The organism is Arthrobacter sp. SAFR-044 (assembly GCF_059414985.1).
The window spans coordinates 340,978-358,088 of the sequence record NZ_JBPFDN010000003.1 but is presented as its reverse complement, the minus strand read 5'-3'; the positions used below and the strand labels follow the sequence as shown (position 1 = coordinate 358,088).

At 67.1% G+C, this 17,111-nt stretch carries 14 protein-coding genes; 6 read left to right on the top strand and 8 right to left on the bottom strand.

What is annotated here, in order from left to right:
- Positions 1-68: 68 nt before the first annotated feature.
- Both ACR65J_RS06715 and ACR65J_RS06710 read right to left on the bottom strand, forming a co-directional pair.
- Positions 69-2,126 carry an ABC transporter ATP-binding protein gene (locus ACR65J_RS06715; protein ID WP_440167218.1) on the bottom strand — a complete coding sequence of 686 codons (2,058 nt, stop codon included), beginning with the start codon at positions 2,124-2,126 and terminating at the stop codon, positions 69-71.
- A complete protein-coding gene (locus ACR65J_RS06710; protein WP_440167216.1) occupies positions 2,123-3,856 on the bottom strand; it encodes an ABC transporter ATP-binding protein in 1,734 nt (577 codons plus the stop codon). Before ACR65J_RS06710 ends, ACR65J_RS06715 begins: the two co-directional genes overlap by 4 nt.
- A 228-nt stretch (positions 3,857-4,084) precedes the next feature.
- On the opposite strand from ACR65J_RS06710, the gene ACR65J_RS06705 reads away from it, so the two are divergent.
- Positions 4,085-5,320, top strand: coding sequence for an MFS transporter (locus ACR65J_RS06705; protein ID WP_440167215.1), 1,236 nt, complete (start codon positions 4,085-4,087; stop codon positions 5,318-5,320).
- Here ACR65J_RS06705 and ACR65J_RS06700 read toward each other — a convergent pair.
- Positions 5,274-6,377, bottom strand: a complete 1,104-nt coding sequence (locus tag ACR65J_RS06700; protein WP_440167213.1) for an SDR family oxidoreductase — start codon at positions 6,375-6,377, stop codon at positions 5,274-5,276. The genes ACR65J_RS06705 and ACR65J_RS06700 overlap by 47 nt on opposite strands.
- A 327-nt stretch (positions 6,378-6,704) precedes the next feature.
- On the opposite strand from ACR65J_RS06700, the gene katG reads away from it, so the two are divergent.
- The 3 genes from katG (at position 6,705) to ACR65J_RS06685 (ending at position 10,099) form a co-directional block, all read left to right on the top strand.
- A complete protein-coding gene (gene katG / locus ACR65J_RS06695) occupies positions 6,705-8,999 on the top strand; it encodes a catalase/peroxidase HPI (RefSeq protein ID WP_440167210.1) in 2,295 nt (764 codons plus the stop codon).
- Between the two features lie 254 nt (positions 9,000-9,253).
- Positions 9,254-9,772, top strand: a complete 519-nt coding sequence (locus tag ACR65J_RS06690; RefSeq protein WP_440167208.1) for a GNAT family N-acetyltransferase — start codon at positions 9,254-9,256, stop codon at positions 9,770-9,772.
- A gap of 27 nt (positions 9,773-9,799) precedes the next feature.
- Positions 9,800-10,099 (top strand): antibiotic biosynthesis monooxygenase family protein, encoded by a 300-nt coding sequence (locus ACR65J_RS06685; RefSeq protein WP_440167206.1) that lies wholly within the window; start codon positions 9,800-9,802, stop codon positions 10,097-10,099.
- Between the two features lie 185 nt (positions 10,100-10,284).
- On the opposite strand, the gene ACR65J_RS06680 is transcribed toward ACR65J_RS06685, so the two are convergent.
- From ACR65J_RS06680 to ACR65J_RS06665, 4 genes are all read right to left on the bottom strand, one after another.
- Complete coding sequence (locus ACR65J_RS06680) at positions 10,285-10,470, bottom strand: hypothetical protein (RefSeq protein ID WP_440167204.1); 186 nt, start codon at positions 10,468-10,470, stop codon at positions 10,285-10,287.
- Positions 10,471-10,568: 98 nt separating this feature from the next.
- On the bottom strand, positions 10,569-12,182 hold the full coding sequence (locus ACR65J_RS06675) for an AMP-binding protein (protein ID WP_440167202.1): 1,614 nt from the start codon (positions 12,180-12,182) through the stop codon (positions 10,569-10,571).
- Between the two features lie 117 nt (positions 12,183-12,299).
- Complete coding sequence (locus ACR65J_RS06670; protein WP_440167200.1) at positions 12,300-12,959, bottom strand: response regulator; 660 nt, start codon at positions 12,957-12,959, stop codon at positions 12,300-12,302.
- On the bottom strand, positions 12,956-14,266 hold the full coding sequence (locus ACR65J_RS06665) for a sensor histidine kinase (protein ID WP_440167198.1): 1,311 nt from the start codon (positions 14,264-14,266) through the stop codon (positions 12,956-12,958). Before ACR65J_RS06665 ends, ACR65J_RS06670 begins: the two co-directional genes overlap by 4 nt.
- Positions 14,267-14,433: 167 nt before the next feature.
- Between ACR65J_RS06665 and ACR65J_RS06660 the strand changes: the two genes are divergently transcribed.
- Together ACR65J_RS06660 and ACR65J_RS06655 are read left to right on the top strand one after the other, a co-directional pair.
- The gene (locus ACR65J_RS06660; RefSeq protein WP_440167195.1) at positions 14,434-15,537 is read left to right on the top strand and encodes an ABC transporter permease; all 1,104 of its coding nucleotides are present in this window, start codon (positions 14,434-14,436) and stop codon (positions 15,535-15,537) included.
- Positions 15,538-15,568: 31 nt separating this feature from the next.
- The gene (locus ACR65J_RS06655) at positions 15,569-16,297 is read left to right on the top strand and encodes an ABC transporter ATP-binding protein (protein WP_440167193.1); all 729 of its coding nucleotides are present in this window, start codon (positions 15,569-15,571) and stop codon (positions 16,295-16,297) included.
- Here ACR65J_RS06655 and ACR65J_RS06650 read toward each other — a convergent pair.
- A complete protein-coding gene (locus tag ACR65J_RS06650) occupies positions 16,275-17,027 on the bottom strand; it encodes a ZIP family metal transporter (protein ID WP_440167192.1) in 753 nt (250 codons plus the stop codon). The genes ACR65J_RS06655 and ACR65J_RS06650 overlap by 23 nt on opposite strands.
- Positions 17,028-17,111 lie beyond the last annotated feature (84 nt).

The window sequence follows — 17,111 nt, the reverse complement described above, 5'->3', positions numbered from 1 at the left end:
CACAAAAGCGGGCGACGGCGGGAGCTCTCCGCCGTCGCCCGCTTTCGAGCGTCCAGTCGCAACATTCCTTAGACCTCCGCCACCGGGGCCGCGAACTGGGCCTCGTACAGACGTGCGTAGGCCCCACCAGCAGCCAGCAGTGATGCGTGGTTCCCCTGCTCCACGATCTGCCCGTTTTCCATCACCAGGATGAGGTCGGCATCGCGGATCGTGGACAGGCGGTGCGCAATAACAAAGGACGTCCGGTCGGACCGCAGCGCGCTCATGGCCTTCTGCACCAGCACCTCGGTCCGGGTGTCCACCGAGGACGTCGCCTCATCGAGAATCAAAACAGAGGGCGAAGCCAGGAACGCCCGCGCAATCGTCAGCAACTGCTTCTCGCCCGCGGACACGTTGGACCCCTCGTCGTCCAGCACCGTGTCGTACCCCTCGGGCAGCGACTTCACGAACCGGTCCACATAGGTCGCCCGCGCCGCCTCCAGCACCTCATCAGAAGAAGCAGCGGGCCGCCCGTAGGCGATGTTGTCCCGGATGGTCCCGCCAAACAGCCACGTATCCTGCAGCACCATCCCCATCCGCGAGCGCAGGTCGTGCCGGGTCATGGTGGTGATGTCCACCCCGTCGAGCGTGATCCGTCCAGCATCCAGCTCATAGAACCGCATCATCAGGTTCACCAGCGTGGTCTTGCCCGCCCCGGTCGGCCCCACAATGGCTACGGTCTGCCCCGGCTCGGCCACCAAGGACAACCCAGAGATCAGCGGCTTGTCCGGCGAGTAAGAGAAGGACACGTCCTCAAACACCAGCCGCCCACGCGAAGCACCATCCGGGCTCTGCAGCAAAGCCCCGGAAGGATCCGCCGACTGCTCCTCCGTATCCAGCAGCTCAAACACCCGCTCGGCGGAGGCCACCCCGGACTGCAGCAGGTTCGCCATGGAACCCAATTGGGCCAGCGGCTGCGTGAACTGCCGGGAGTACTGGATGAAGGCCTGCACATCGCCCAACTGCATCGCCCCGGACGCCACCTGCAGCCCGCCCACCACCGCGATGCCCACGTACACCAGGTTCCCGATGAACGTCATGGCCGGCATGATCAGCCCGGAAATGAACTGCGCCCCGAAGCTCGCCTCGTACAGCTCCGCGTTCTTCTGCCGGAACCGCTCCCCCACCTCGCGCTGCCTGCCGAACACCTTCACCAGCGCATGCCCGGTGTAGGTCTCCTCGATCTGGCCGTTCAGCTCGCCGGTGTTCTTCCACTGCTGCACAAAGAGCTTCTGCGAGCGCTTGGCAATCAGCGTGGTGATCCCCAGCGTCAGCGGGATAGTCACCAGCGCGATCAGCGCCAGCGTGGGCGAGAGGATGAACATCATCACCAGCACGCCCAGCACCGTCAGCACGGACGTTACGGCCTGGCTGATGGACTGCTGCAGGCTCTGCGAAATGTTGTCCACATCGTTGGTCACCCGGCTGAGCAGCTCGCCGCGCTGGATCGAGTCGAAGTACCGCAGCGGCAGCCGGTTGATCTTGGCCTCGATCTGCTCGCGGAGCCCGAACACCGTCCGCTGCACCACGCCGTTGAGTACATAGGCCTGCCCCCACATAAAGGCCGACCCCAGCACATACAGCACCAGCGCCCACGTCAGCACACTGGCGAGCGCAGCGAAGTCGATCCCTGCGCCCGGCGTCAGCGTCATGGCGCTGAGCATGTCCGCCTTCTGGTTCTCCCCCGACGCCCGCAACATCGCAATCAGCTGCGCCTGCGTCATCCCCGGCGGCAGCTGCTTGGACACCACCCCGGAGAAAATCAGGTTGGTGCCTTCGCCCAACAGCCGCGGCCCAATGACCTGCAGCACCACGCCCGCCACAGCCATTGCAAGCACCAGCACCAGCCAGAACTGTTCCGGCCGCAGCGTGCCCAGCAGGCGTTTCGCGGAGCCGCTGAAGTTCATTGCCTTCTCCGCCGGGACATTCATCCCGGCGAAGGGCCCGCCCCTCCCCGGCCCGCCGGCAGGACGAGGGATGCGTACGACGTCGGCCTGGCCGGCTTTGCCCCCGGCCCCGGACCCAGCGGGCGTGCCTGAGCCCGTCCTGGCTCCAGCGGGACGGCCGCCTGCGCGGTGCATGCTCATACCGTCTCCTCCGCTGCCAGCTGGGACGACACAATTTCGCGGTACGTCCCGGATGTCTCCAGCAACTCGCGGTGCGTGCCCTGGGCAACGATCCTGCCGTCGTCGAGCACTAATATCTGGTCCGCATCAACGATGCTGGACACGCGCTGGGCAATGATCACCATGGTGGCCCCCGCGATGTTGCGCTTGAGCGCCTGGCGCAGCCGGGCATCGGTGCCGGTGTCCAGCGAGGAGAACGAGTCGTCAAAAATGTAGAGCTCGGGCCGTTTCACCAGGGCCCGGGCGATGGCCAGCCGCTGCCGCTGGCCGCCGGAGACGTTGGTGCCGCCCTGAGAGATGGGCGCATCCAGCCCCTCCTCCATCTGCTCGACGAAGTCCCGTGCCTGCGCAATCTCCAGTGCGTTCCAGAGCTCGTCCTCGGTGGCGTCCGGGTTGCCGTAGAGCAGGTTGCTGTGGACCGTGCCGGAGAACAGGTAGGGCTTCTGCGGCACCAGGCCGATGTGACCCCACAACAGGTCCGGGTCCAGGTCCCTCACGTCGACCCCGTCCATCAGGACCGCCCCGGAGGTGACATCGAAGAGGCGCGGCATCAGGTTCACCAGGGTGGTCTTGCCCGAGCCCGTGCTGCCGATGATCGCCGTGGTCTGCCCGGCGCACGCCGTGAAGCTGATGCCCAGCAGGACCGGATGCTCGGCACCCGGGTAGGCGAACCCGACGTCGCGCATTTCCAGCTCGCCGCGCCGGACCGCGCTGGTGACCGGCTGCGTCGGCGGCATGACGCTGGAGCTGGTGCCCAGCACCTCGCCGATCCGGTCCGCTGACACCGAGGCACGCGGGATCATCACCGCCATGAAAGTGGCCATCATGACGGACATCAGGATCTGCATCAGGTAGCTCAGGAAGGCGATCAGGGTGCCCACCTGCATGGACCCGTCCTCGATCCGAAACGCGCCGAACCAGATCACCGCCACGCTGGAGATGTTCAGCACCAGCATCACCGTGGGGAACATGAGGGCCATCAGCCGGCCTGCACGCAGCGCAACATCGGTGACATCCCTGTTCGCCCCGGCGAACCGCTCCGTCTCCATGTCCTCCCGCACGAACGCGCGCACCACCCGGATGCCGGTGAGCTGCTCGCGCAGCACCCGGTTCACGGTGTCGATCCGGGCCTGCATCTTGCGGAACAAGGGCACCATGCGCGTGACAATGAGGCCGACGGCGATCAGCAGCACCGGGACGCACACGGCAATGAGCCAGGACAATTGGGCGTCCTGCCGGATGGCCATGATCACCCCGCCAATGCTGAGCATGGGTGCGGCGACCATGAGCGTGGCGGACATCAGCACCAGCTGCTGGACCTGCTGCACGTCGTTGGTGGAGCGGGTGATGAGGCTGGGGGCGCCGAACCTGGTGACCTCCTGCTCGGAGAACTGCCCCACCCGCTCGAAGATGGCGCCGCGGAGGTCCCGGCCCAGCCCCATCGCGGCCTTGGCGCCGAAATACACCGCCACCACAGCGCATGCGATCTGCGCCAAGGTAATGAGCAGCATGACGCTGCCGGTGGACAGGATGTAACCGGTATCGCCCCGGGCCACACCCTGGTCAATAATGTCCGCGTTCAGCGTGGGCAGGTACAGCGACGCGATGGACTGCGCCAGCTGGAAAACCACGACGGCGGCAAGCAGCGGCCTGTGCGGCCGCAGGTATTCGACAAGCAACTTCCAGAGCATACGAAAAAGGCCCTCACCTGGCGGAGTGTCCACAAACGTGGTGCGAAGGTCAGTGTACGTCCGCGAGGAGCGGTTGATCCTGGCAGTTGGCTGGGAAAAATGCGGGTTCTCCCACGGCGTAGTCAGCGGACCCGCCGAGGATCAGGAGGCGGCGGTGGGTACTTCAGTGTGAGAGAACTGGATGGGCGTCAAGAACGCGCCACCCACCGAAGGATGGAAGAACTAAAGATGCCTGCCGCCACGAGGAACGCCCCACACCGCACTGCCAGGTTCGGATTCGCCTTCATCGGCGTCCTGCTGATCGCCGTCAACCTTCGGGTGTCCTTTGTCAGCGTGGGACCGGTCCTGGTCAACATCAGCAGCGACCTGGGGTTATCCAGTGCGGCAGCAGGGTTCCTTACCGGCCTCCCGCTGATCGCGTTCGCGGTCTTCTCGCCCTTGGCGCCCGGTTTCGCTTCCCGCCTGGGACTGGACCGGGCACTGTGGATGTCGTTGCTGATCCTCGCGTCGGGCATCGTGCTCCGCTCCCTGCCCGTGCCCGGCTTTATCTGGGCAGGGACAGTACTGATCGGCGTCGCCATCGCGTTCCTTAATGTGCTGGTTCCTTCCCTGGTCAAGCGGGACTTTCCGTTGCGGGTCAGCCAGGTCACCGGAAGCTATACGGCTACACAGGCTGCCTTCGCAGCGGTGGGGGCCGCCGTCGTCGTTCCCGTGGCCCAGACGTCCCCGGCGGGATGGCGGCTGGCCCTGGGAGTCTGGGTGGGGCTGGCCCTCACCGCCATGGCGGTGCTGCTGCCCTGGCTGCGCCGGCACGAAACAAGCGCCGTGCACGCCGCACCGCAGGAACGGGCACACCGGTCGCCCTGGGGCTCAGCCTTGGGCTGGCAGGTCACGGCCTTCATGGGGCTGCAATCGATCGCCTTTTACGTCCTGATGGCGTGGTTGCCCACCATTGAGCAGAGCCGCGGGATCCCCGCCACCACTGCGGGCGTGCACTTGTCCCTTTTCCTGCTGATCAGCGTGTTCGCCAGCCTTGGGGCGGGTGGTGTCCTTCACCGGGGATCGGACCAGCGGCTGGTCTCTTTTGCCAGCGGGGTGCTGGTGTTCGCAACCTTCCTCGGACTGGCACTCGCGCCGGAACTGATCCTGCTGTGGGTTCTTCTGGGCGCCCTCGGGTGCGGAAGCCTCATTGTGATCGCCTTGTCGCTGTTCAGCCTCCGGACGGTGAACCACCCGCAGGCGGCGTCGCTGTCCGGGATGGCCCAGTCTGTGGGCTACGGGCTGGCAGCTGCAGGACCGGTGGCTTTCGGCGCACTTCACGATGCGAGCGGGGACTGGACGCTTCCGCTGCTGGCCACCGCCGGCGCCATGGCGGTGCTGGCACTGACGGGGTTGTTCGCCGGCCGTGACTGTGTGATCAGGGAACCAGGCGGTCGGCACGGTAACGGTCAAACAGCGAGGTGAAGGCATCCAGTGTCCGCCGATACCCCGTAAAGCCGGCATCCCGGCTCTTGCCCATGTCCGTCACCACCTCGATTCCGCGCCCCAGGTCGCCGTCGGTGTGCCACCAGCTCGCCACGCGGCCCAGGTCAGGTTCGCTGAGGTTGTTTTCCGCGGCAATCCTCCGCCACTGGTCCTCCCGTCCCGCCATGGATTGTTCAAGCGGACGGGGCTCCCCTTGGTACCCCTCCCACTCCACGCCGAAGTAGGCGGCAAGCTTCGGCCACATCCAGCGCCAGCGGAACACATCGCCGTTGACGATGTTGAAGGCCTCGTCAGCGGCCCCGGGGGTGGTTGAAGCCCAGAGCATGTGCTCGGCGAGCAGGCCGGCATCCGTCATGTCCGTGAGCCCGTTCCACTGCGTTTCCGACCCCGGGAAGACGAAGGGGTGCCCGCTGTCCCGGCACAGGGTGGCCTGCGCGGCGAGTGTGAGTCCCATGTTCATGGCGTTGCCCACCGCATGCCCGATTACCGTGTGGGCGCGGTGGACGGACCAGGTAAACCCCTGCCGGGCCGCGGCCGCCCAGAGCTCGTCCTCCTGGGCGTAATAGAAGTTCGGCACCGGAAGGCGCGGTTCCTCCTCGTGGAAGGGGGTGTCCGGCATTTCTCCGGCGGCGTATGCCTCGAACGGTCCCAGGTAATGCTTGAGTCCGGTCATCAGGGCAACGTGGGCCACGTCCTTGCCCTGCAGTGCTGAGAGGAGATCACGAACCATGCCCGCGTTGACTGCGATGTTCTCTTCCTCGGTGGCGCGGCGCGACCATGCGGTGAAGAAGACATGTGACGGGTTCTCCGGAGCCAGCACAGCGGCAAGGGACTCGGCCGAGGTCAGGTCCGCGGAGAGCCACCTGACGCCGGTGCGTCCGGGACCGGGCCGGCGGGACAGGGCCAGGACTGTCCAGCCTTCGCCAACCAAGGTATCCACCAGGGCGGACCCCGCGATGCCGGTGGCCCCTGCAACCAGCGCTGTCCGTCCGTTGCCCGCTGCTGTTCCTGATGCTGTTCCTGATCCGATGGTCATGGTGCTCCTCTTGGTAGGTGCTTGGTTGCATCCGCGCGTCAGCGCGGCCTCACGCATGGGCGGAGGCCCGCGCGCTGCGTTACGCCGGGACAGTGGGCCACCACGGGCCCTCTGGCGACAAGTCGGAGCGTCAGTCAGATATTCCGGCGCTGGCAAGTGGCGGTCAGGAGGTGCCGGACAAATTGCGAGGGGCGGGGCAATGACAGGCCGGGTTTCACCCATGGCGTAGGAGGGTCCTCTGCTGTCACCTGTCCATGGTCAAATAGGAGGGTTGCACCGGCTGCCCGAGTCCAACCGCGGCCTCGGCCCAACGGAAGGAAAAAGCACATGACCGATCCCCAAGACCATCCCCCGGTCCCCACTCCCGGGAGCGCGCAGGGCCTGGACCAGAAGGTTGAGGGCGGGTGCCCGGTGGCCCATGGCAGTGCCACCGGGCAGGGCAGTGAAAGCGAAAACCCGGCGATCGATTCTCCCCAGCCAAAGGGGCACCGTCCGCGGACCAACCAGGACTGGTGGCCCAACCAGCTGGACCTCTCCGTGCTGCACACGCATGGCCAGGCCAGCAACCCGCTGGGCCCGTCCTTCAGCTACCGGGAAGAATTCCAGAAGCTCGACGTGGACGCCCTCAAGCAGGACATCAGCCAGGTCCTGACCACTTCCCAGGACTGGTGGCCGGCGGACTTCGGCCACTACGGCGGACTGATGATCCGGCTGAGCTGGCATGCCGCCGGTACCTACCGCGTCCATGACGGCCGGGGTGGAGCGGGCGACGGCAGCCAGCGGTTCGCGCCACTGAACAGCTGGCCGGACAACGCCAACCTGGACAAGGCCCGCCGCCTGCTGTGGCCGGTCAAGCAGAAGTACGGCCAGAAACTTTCCTGGGCCGACCTGCTGGTCCTCGCGGGCAACGTTGCCCTTGAGTCCATGGGATTCGAGACGTTCGGCTTCGCGTTTGGCCGGGAGGACGTCTGGGAGCCCGAGCAGATCTTCTGGGGCCCGGAGGACGCTTGGCTGGGCGACGAGCGGTACACCGGTGAGGGCACCATGGCGGACAACGTCGGGTCCACCGAAATGGGCCTGATCTACGTCAACCCCGAAGGCCCCATGGGCAACCCGGATCCGGTGGCGGCCGCCGCCTTCATCCGTGAAACGTTCAAGCGCATGGCGATGAACGACGAAGAGACCTTTGCCCTGATCGCCGGTGGCCACACCTTCGGCAAGACCCACGGCGCCGGCCCCGCCGATGCCCACGTCGGCCCCGAGCCGGAGGGCGCGAACCTCGAGGCGCAGGGCCTGGGCTGGCTCAGCACCTACGGTTCCGGCAAGGGTGGCGACACCATCACCTCCGGCCTGGAGGTCACCTGGACGGACAAGCCCACGCAGTGGAGCAACCGCTTCCTGGAGATCCTGTTCGAATACGAGTGGGAGCTGGTCAAAAGCCCCGGCGGCGCCCACCAGTGGGTTGCCAAGGATGCCCCCGAGATCATCCCGGACGCGCACGATCCCGGGAGGAAGCACCGGCCCACCATGCTGACCACGGACCTGTCGCTGCGCTTCGATCCGGAGTACGAAAAGATTGGCCGCCGCTTCCTGGAGAACCCGGACCAGTTCGCGCTGGCGTTCGCCAAGGCCTGGTACAAGCTGCTGCACCGCGACATGGGCCCGGTGGGTCCGCACATGCTCGGCCCGTGGGTTCCGGAGGCGCAACTGTGGCAGGATCCCGTTCCCGCCGTCGACCATGAACTGATCGGCGAGCAGGACATCGCCCAGCTCAAGGCCACGCTCCTCGACTCCGGCCTGACCATTCCGCAACTGGCGGGCACGGCCTGGGCGTCGGCTGCAACGTACCGCAAGACGGACCGCCGCGGCGGGGCCAACGGCGCCCGGATCCGACTCGAGCCGCAGCGCAGCTGGGAGGCCCACGAACCGGAGCAGCTGGAGGCCGTGCTTCCCGTGCTTGAGCGCGTGCAGGAGGAGTTCAACTCGGCACAGGCCGGCGGCAAGAAGGTCTCACTCGCGGACCTGATCGTCCTGGGCGGCGCCGCCGCCGTGGAAAAGGCAGCAGCCGACGCCGGGTTCCCCGTCAGGGTGCCGTTCCGTCCCGGCCGCACGGACGCCTCACAGGACCAGACCGACGTCGAGTCCTTCGGCTACCTGCAGCCCCGCGCCGACGGGTTCCGCAACTACCTGCGCCCCGGCGCGAAGCTCCCGCCGGAAACCCTCCTGCTTGACAAGGCGTACATGCTGGACCTTTCCGCGCCGGAGATGACGGCACTGGTTGGCGGCATGCGCGCCCTGGGCACCAACGTGGGCGGTTCCAGCCATGGCGTGTTCACGGACAAGCCGCAGGTCCTGACGAACGACTTCTTCGTCAACCTGCTCTCGCCGGGCACCAAGTGGAAGGCCTCGGAGACCGAGGAGAACGCCTACGAGATCACCGACGCCGCCACTGGCGAACTCAAGTGGACGGCCACCCCGGTGGACCTGGTCTTCGGTTCCAACTCGCAACTGCGGGCGCTGGCCGAGGTTTACGCCAGCGATGACGCCAAGGAGAAGTTCGTCAACGACTTCGTGGCCGCCTGGACAAAGGTCATGGAACTGGACCGCTTCGACCTGAACTAGCCCTCATAATCCAGGCTCCGGGCTGGCTGCCTCCCGCAGCCGGCCCGGACCTGTTGAGGCGGCTTTTATTGGTCGGCCGGAAAGCTGATGACCGCTGTGGTCCCGCCGCCGGGTGACTCCTTCAGGCTCGGTTCCCTCCGTGCGCCTCGGCAATGCGGCGGCAGATGGCCAACCCAAGGCCGGAGCCGTGCCCGTCCCCGTCGCGGGGCTGGGATCCAGCGGTATTGCTCCGGCAGGCGGCATAGGATCCTCTTATGGCCAACCTCATTGTCCCGGATTCTACCCTCCACTCTTCCTGGCTGGAGGGAACTGCGGAGTTCCAGGGCGCCCACCTGGACGGCGCAGGCGCCGAGGGCTGGTCCCTGCCCGATCTCCAGGACCCCGCCGTCTTTGGCCGCTTCGTCGATGTCCTCATCAAGGATGCGCTGCCGGAAACCGTGCGGAAGCCGGGCTACGTGCCCTGCACCTACCTGTGGATTGCCGACGGCGGCACGTTCCTTGGGTCCCTGGCCATCAGGCACGGGTTGAACGACTACCTCCTCAACGAAGGGGGGCACATCGGCTACAGCGTCCGGCCCTCCGCCAGGCGCCGCGGCCATGCCGCGAAAGCACTTGCCGATGCGCTGCCCCTGGCACGGGCATTGGGAATCACGCGGGTTCTCCTGACATGCGACGAGGACAACGCCGGCTCGCGGGCAACCATCGAAAAGAACGGCGGCCAATTCGAGGACACGCGCAACGGCAAGCGCCGCTACTGGATCGACACCGAATAGCCGGCGAACGCGTGCCAGACTTGGCGGGTGATCACAGAACACGCGCTGCTTCCGGTCATTCCCGGCCGGGAAGAGGACTTCGAGGCAGCTTTCGCCCAGGCCCGGCACATCATCGCTTCAATGCCGGGCTTCCTCGCCATGTCTTTGTCGCGCTCGATCGAATCGCCCCAGACGTACCTGCTGCTCGTTGAATGGGAGTCGCTGGAAGACCATACAGTGGGCTTCAGGGGATCCCCGGGATACCAGCAGTGGCGTTCTTTGCTGCACCGCTTCTATGACCCGTTTCCGGTGGTGGAGCACTTCGAAACCGTTAGCGCCGCACCGTAAGCCACTTCACTCACATTGGGGGAAGCCCCCGCGCGAGTCTCGGCTCCAGCGCGGGGGCTCCTTGCTTCCTGCCGGGGAACTGGCGTGGAAGCAGTTACAAATTACCGGCCAGTAGCTTGTGGAAATCGCAGATTGCAGCGGCTTTGGCCAATCTTGATGAAACTTTGAGAGTGGCTTCGGAACCTTTAGTCTGTGGGACCCGCCGAGGCGTCGGGGTCCTCCTCCGGCTCAAAAGTGTTGGGCGCGGCCCCATCGGAGATCCCGACGCCGTCTTTCCCGCCGGGGATCCCGCCGTCGGGGTTGCCTTTGCTGGCCGCCGTGCCCTCCTGCGGTTCGTCCTCAGGCAGTGAATCAGGTGAATTGATGGACATCGCTCCTCCTTCTGTGGCTGGGCCTCAACGCTAACAGCCGGTGCCGGAAAAGGCTCCGGAACGCCAAAGGTTTTTATGCCGCCCCGGGTCCGCGACTGTTAGCTGCCGGCTGCCGCTGCCCGCTGCTGCCTGAGGATGTAGCGCTGGAGCTTTCCCGACGGCGTCTTGGGCAGGTCCGCGACGAAGTGGATGCGGCGCGGATAGGCGTGGGCGGCGAACTGCGTCTTGACCATGGCCTGGAGTTCGGCCACCAGGGCATCACTGGCGGCAGTGCCATCCGCCAGGACAACGTAGGCCTCCAGGACTTCGCCGCGCAGTTCGTCGGGAGCGCCCACCACGGCACTTTCCAGGACGGCCGGATGGGTGGACAGGACGCTTTCCACATCGAAAGGTCCAATCCGGTATCCGGCCATGATGATCACGTCGTCATCCCGGGAGGAGAAGAAGTAGTAGCCGTCCGCGTCCACCATGCCCGCGTCCCCGGTCAGGTACCACTTGGCGTCGGCACTGAACCTTTCGGCGGTCTTCTCCGGTGCATCCTGGTACCCCTTGAACCACATCATGGGACTGTCGGCCACGTTGACGGCAACCCGGCCAAGCTCCCCCGGCGCAGCCGGCTCGTCAGCGTTGTCCTTGAGGACCGCGCAGCTCCACCCCGGCAGGGGCCGGCCCATGGAACCCGGCCGCAGCTCCGTCCGCACGTCCTCATGCCAGGCGTTGATGATCATCATCCCGTGTTCGGTCTGCCCGTAGTGGTCCCGCACCGGGACGCCCAGCACCTCCCGGGCCCAGCTAATCACCTCCGGGGTCAGCGGCTCGCCGGCCGATGAGGCGCGCCGCAGCCGGAAAGGTCCAGTTCCGGCACCGGCTTTAGCGCGCATGGTGCGGTACACGGTGGGGGCGGCGGCGAAGTTGGTCACCGAGAACGCCTCCAGCACCTTGAAGCTGAGTTCCGGGGAGAACCCGGGGCGCAGCAGGATGTTCCGCCGTCCCGCCGCCATGGGACCGAGAATCCCGTAGTACAGGCCGTACGCCCAGCCTGGGTCTGCGGCATTCCAGAAGACATCCTCTGCACTGACGTCCAGGCCCAGTTCCACGTACTGGCGGAATGCCGCCAACGCCCGGACCGGCACCGGTACGCCCTTGGGCGCGCCGGTGGTCCCTGACGTAAAGATGAGAACCAGGTCACCGTCACCTCCCACAGCTTCTGCGGCGATCCCCGGTTGCTGCCTGGCCAGGAGCGGCGTGAGCGCGAGGTCCGCCGGGGAGGCTTCTTCGCCGGCAACCACCACGGCGGCGCCGGTTTCCTGGATCTTCGCCCGCTGGTCGGGGTCAGTGATCACCACCTTCGCACGGGAAGCGGTAAGGCGAAGTTCGATGGCCGGCCACGCGAAGGCCGTGAACAGTGGCACATGGACGGCCCCGCGCCGCCAAATGGCCAGGAGCATGACCACCAGGTCTGCCGACTTTCCCATCAGGGTGGCCACCGCGTCCCCGGGGCCGACCCCCAGTTCGGCCAGGGCGGCGGCTCCCCGTTCCGACCGTTCCCGCAGCTGGCCGTAGGTAATGTCCTCCGCGGAAAGGTCAGCTGCCACCACCGTGAAGGCAACAGCGTCGGGATCGTGGCTGTCACACAGGAGCTCGGCGGCGCAGGCGTCCGGCGCACCGTAGGTGGCGAGAAGGGCATCGACGGCTGGAACCGGACGGGACATCTATTCTCCTTTGAACAACCTGACCTGGGAACAACGGCACCTCGAAGCGCAGTGGAACCAACCTACTGCACCGGGATGGCCATCCCCCGCTGCGTCCCGCCGCCGTGCGCCGGCAGGTCAGCCCTTCGCGCCCGGCGGCCGGATGATCCGCCGCTGGGTGGCCGCGGCGATCGCGGCGGTGCGGTTGTCCACCCCGAGTTTGCCGTAGATGTGCACCAGGTGGGTCTTCACAGTGGCCTCCGATATGAAGACCTGCCTGGCAATGGCGCGGTTGGACAGGCCCGTGGCCAGCAGTGCCAGCAACTGGACTTCCCGCGGTGTCAGCGACGTCCCGGGGTTGCTGATCCGGCCCATCAGCAGGGCAGCAGCCCGCGGCGCCAGGACCGTGCCGCCGGCGGCTGCCTGCAGCACCGCCTGCCGCAGCTGCTCCGGCGGGGCGTCCTTCAGCATGTAGCCGCTGGCCCCTGCCTCCACTGCCGCGAGGATGTCAGCGTCGGTGTCATAGGTGGTGAGGATAAGCACCGGCGGCGGCGCGTCAAGCTTCCGGATTTCGGCAGTGGCCGTGACACCATCCATCCCCTCCCCCATCTGAAGGTCCATCAGCACCACATCCGGTGCCTCGTCCAATGCCTTCAACCGGGCCAGTTCCTTGAGCGCAGCCCGGCCGTCGGCCGCCTCCGCGGCGATCGAAATGCCCTCAAAGCCGGTGAGCATGGCACGCAGCCCGGCGCGGACCACAGGGTGGTCGTCCACCAGCAATACCCGTACTTCGCTCACTGTTCCTCCACAGGCAGTCGGATGGCCACCACCGTGCCCTCCCCCGGCCCGGATTCCACCGCCAGCGTGCCGTTCAAGGCGGCGACGCGTTCCCGCAGCGAGCGCAGTCCAAAGCCGCTGCCGTCCGCTGCGCCCGCGGCACTTTCCGGAGCTGACGGGTCAAAGCCCGTGCCGTCGTCGTACACGTCCATGGTCACCTCGGTGCCCAGGAACGCAAGGCTGACGACGGCGGTGCTTGCCCGGGCATGTTCGCGGACGTTCGCAAGGCTCGCCTGCGCCGCCCGCAGCAGGGCAACGCGGACAGGCTGGGGCAGGTCCTGTGGCTCGCCGTCCACCTCCAGGCGGCAGCGCAGCGGCAGCCCTGCGGCCGCGGCGTCGGTCTCGGCCCTGCTGCACAGCCGGCCCAGCGCCTCCACTAGTGTGGTCCCCTCCAGCTGGGGCGAGGACAGGCCGCGGAGAAAGCTTCGGGCCTCGGCCAGGTTGTCCGCGGCGGTCTGCTGCACCAGCGCCAGCCGTCCGGCAGCAGTGGCGGCATCACCCTCCGTGAGCGACTGCCCGGCGGCCCGGCCCAGCAGCACGATGCTGGACAGGCCCTGCGCCAGGGTGTCGTGGATTTCCCGGGCCAGCCGCTCCCGCTCCGCAAGGACACCCGCCTGGTGCTGGGACCGCGCCAGTTCCTCCCGCGTCCGCCGCAGTTCATCGGCCGCACGCCGCTCGTTTTCCGCCTCGCGGTACAGGGCAGCGTACGCCAGGCCGGTGATCACGGAGAAGATCGCGCCCAGGACGGGTCCGACGACGGCCGCAGCGTGCGGGACAGGGGCACCGCTTGCGGCCCATTGGGAGGCAATGACTGCCACCGTCATCAGCGCGATGGCCAGGAGCGCGGCACGCCGCGGCAGCAAATGAAGGTGCAGGAAAAAGATGGGGAATGCCAGCCAGGCGAAATCGGCGCTGCCGGCGAGCAGGAAGACCCACAGGGCCGTGACCAGGCCCAGCCAGAGCAAACCGTAGCGGCGGGGATCCAACCCGGTCCGCCCCTCGGCATGGCGCTTTTCCAGGACGGTGCCGGCCAGGTAGACAGCAGCAAGGACGACGGCGGCGCCCGCCCACACCCAGCGCAGGGTACCTTCCGCCATCAGCATCCGGACCAGGCCGACGGCCAGCAGCAGCGCGAACCCGGTGTGCAGCGTGACCCGCAGGACGCGGAGGATGGCCGCCGATGATGCAATCTCCAGGGCGTTCGGCGGCCCGCCGGCGGAGCTGCCTGCGGCCTTCTCCGGTGGTTGCGGCAGGGGCGTGGCAGGCATTTCATCAGCTTATGCCGCGGACTGCGGGGAGGGGATCAACCGAAAGGTTGACTCAGGGCTCAACCATTCCATCCCTGCGGATCAACCATCCCCGCGATGTCCGTGGAGGCTGCGGCCGCGAGAGTGGAAGGACAGAACAATCCACCCCTGCTGAGAGAAGAAACAACGTGTTCCTGGCAATCCGCGACATCCGCTTCGCCAAAGGCCGGTTCGCCATGATGGGCGGCGTCGTGGCCCTGATCACCCTGCTGCTGGTCATGCTGTCCGGCCTGACCGCGGGCCTCGCCGAGCAATCCACGTCCGCCATCGCCAGGCTCGGGGCCGGCGCCGCGAGTCCGGTCGACACCATCGCCTTCGGCGCCCCCGGCACCGGTTCCCCCAAGGCGTCCTACACCGAAAGCTCGGTGACCGCCGCCCAGGTGGACAACTGGAAGGACCAGCCGGGCGTCCAGACTGCCGAGCCGCTGGGCATCACCCAGACGCGGGCGCAGACGGCTGACGGGTCGGGCACAGCCAATGTGGCAGTCTGCGGCGTCTCCCCGGGGAGTCCGCTGCCGCCCGTGGAGGTCTCCGCCGGTACGGCCGCGGTGGGCCACTCGGTGGCGGAGGCACTGTCGGTGGGCCAGGGCGACAAGGTGTCCTTGGGCGGCGTGGAACTTTCGGTCGCGGCCGTGGTGCCGGACCAGTGGTACGCCCACACCAGCGTGGTATGGACCGCGCTGCCCGCCTGGGCCAAAGCTGCGCACGTGTCCGACGGCGGCCAGCTGGCTACCGTCGTGGCCGTCACCTACATGGACGGGGCCACGGTGGATGAGGCGGAGGCGAACACCGCTGCAGGAACCGTGAGCGAATCCCGCACCGGATCCTTCCAGGCCCTGGGTTCCTTCAAGAGCGAGAACGGATCCCTGACCTTGATGCAGGCGTTCCTCTACGGAATCTCGGCGCTGGTGATCGTGGCCTTCCTGACCGTCTGGACCATCCAGCGCACCCGGGACATCGCCGTTCTCAAGGCCATGGGCGCACCCAGTTCCTACATCCTGCGGGACGCCATGACCCAGGCCGCCATCGTGCTGCTGGCCGGTGCTGGAGTTGGCGGAGCCGTGGGCGTTGCCGGCGGAGCATTCGCTTCCCAGGCGGCCCCCTTCCAGCTGAGCCTGGGCACCACAGTGCTTCCAGTCGTCGGGATCGTAGCCCTGGGCCTGGCCGGTGCCGCGCTGGCTGTCCGCCGCGTCACCAAGGTTGATGCGCTCCTGGCACTCGGCGGCAACTAAACCCTCTTTCCCTCCCCGAAAGGAACCAACCATGACCACATCCGCTCCCCTGTCCCTTATCAACGTCACCCTCGAGTACCCGGACGGCGGCGGGACCACCACCGCCCTGGACCGAGTCAACCTCACCGCCCAGGCAGGCCAGCTGGTCTCGCTCGTGGGGCCCTCGGGCTCCGGAAAATCCAGCCTCCTGGCCACCGCAGCCACCCTGGTCCGCCCCACCCGCGGCCAGGTCATCATTGACGGCACCGATACGGCGGGCCTCAAGGGCAAGGAGCTCACGGCACTGCGGCGCCAGAAAGTGGGCATCATCTTCCAGCAGCCCAACCTGCTGCCGTCGCTCACCGCCGTCGAGCAGCTCGTCATCAGCGACCACCTGCGTGGCGGGAACGCCAAAGCGGCCCCGGTCAAGGCAGCCGAACTGCTGGACGTCGTCGGACTCGCCGCGGCCGCGGGCAAGCTGCCGCACCAGCTCTCCGGCGGACAGCGCCAGCGCGTGAATATCGCCCGGGCGCTCATGGGCAGTCCCAAGGTACTGCTGGTGGATGAGCCGACGGCGGCGCTGGACCACGAACGCAGCGAATCAGTGGTCCGGCTCCTGCGTCAGGTGACCACGGAGTTCGGTGTCGCCACGGTAATGGTCACGCATGACACCGAGTTCGTGCCCCTGACGGACGTGGTGGCCACCATGCGGGACGGCCGGCTCACCGCACCCGTGGTGGCTGCCCCTGGCCTGCAGCTCACCCCAGATGGTGCACAGTAAACGCAGTCAGGAACCCCACGGATGCCGTCAGCCCGGTGAGGTTGTGGTGCTCTTCGAAGGCCTCCGGGATCATGGTGTCCGCCAGCATGGCCAGGATGCCGCCGGCCGCCACGGACGTAATGAACGCCACCAGCTCATCCGGTGCACCTTCCAACGCCACGTATCCCAGCAGCGCGGCCACGCCGCTCAGGATCGCGATGCCGCCCCAGAGCCCGAACACGTAGCCCCTGCTCCGGCCGGCTTTCTTCATGCCGGCGGTTCCGGACAGCCCCTCCGGTACGTTGGAGATGAAGACGGCGGCCAGCATGGCGGGACTCACTGCACCGCCGGCCAGGAGGCCGACACCCAGGACCACGGATTCGGGAACCCCGTCCAGCAGTGCACCCACAGCGATGGCCGTGCCGCTGCCGGGATCGTCCTTCTCTGAGGGCTGCTGGTCCCCGGACCGTTTGCGGTGCTTGGCCCCGGCCTTGGCCAGGAGCATGTTGGCGCCCACGTAAACCACAGCGCCTGCCAGGAAGCCTGCCACCGTGGGCCACAGGCCACCGCCCTTGACGGCCTCGTCCACCAGCTCAAAGGCAAGGGCCGAGATGAGCACGCCCGCGCCGAAGGACATGATGGTGGACACCACCTTGGACGGTATGGACCACCGCCAGGACACAGCTGCTCCCAGGACCAAGGCGGCACCGGCACCGGTGCCCCATACAAGTGACATCAACCAAGTGGGCATAGGTGTTCCGTCCCCAGCTGCGCAGAAATGAAACGGGGGCCCGGTCACACGGGTCGTTCAGGCTGTCAATCTGCCATCCCCGAT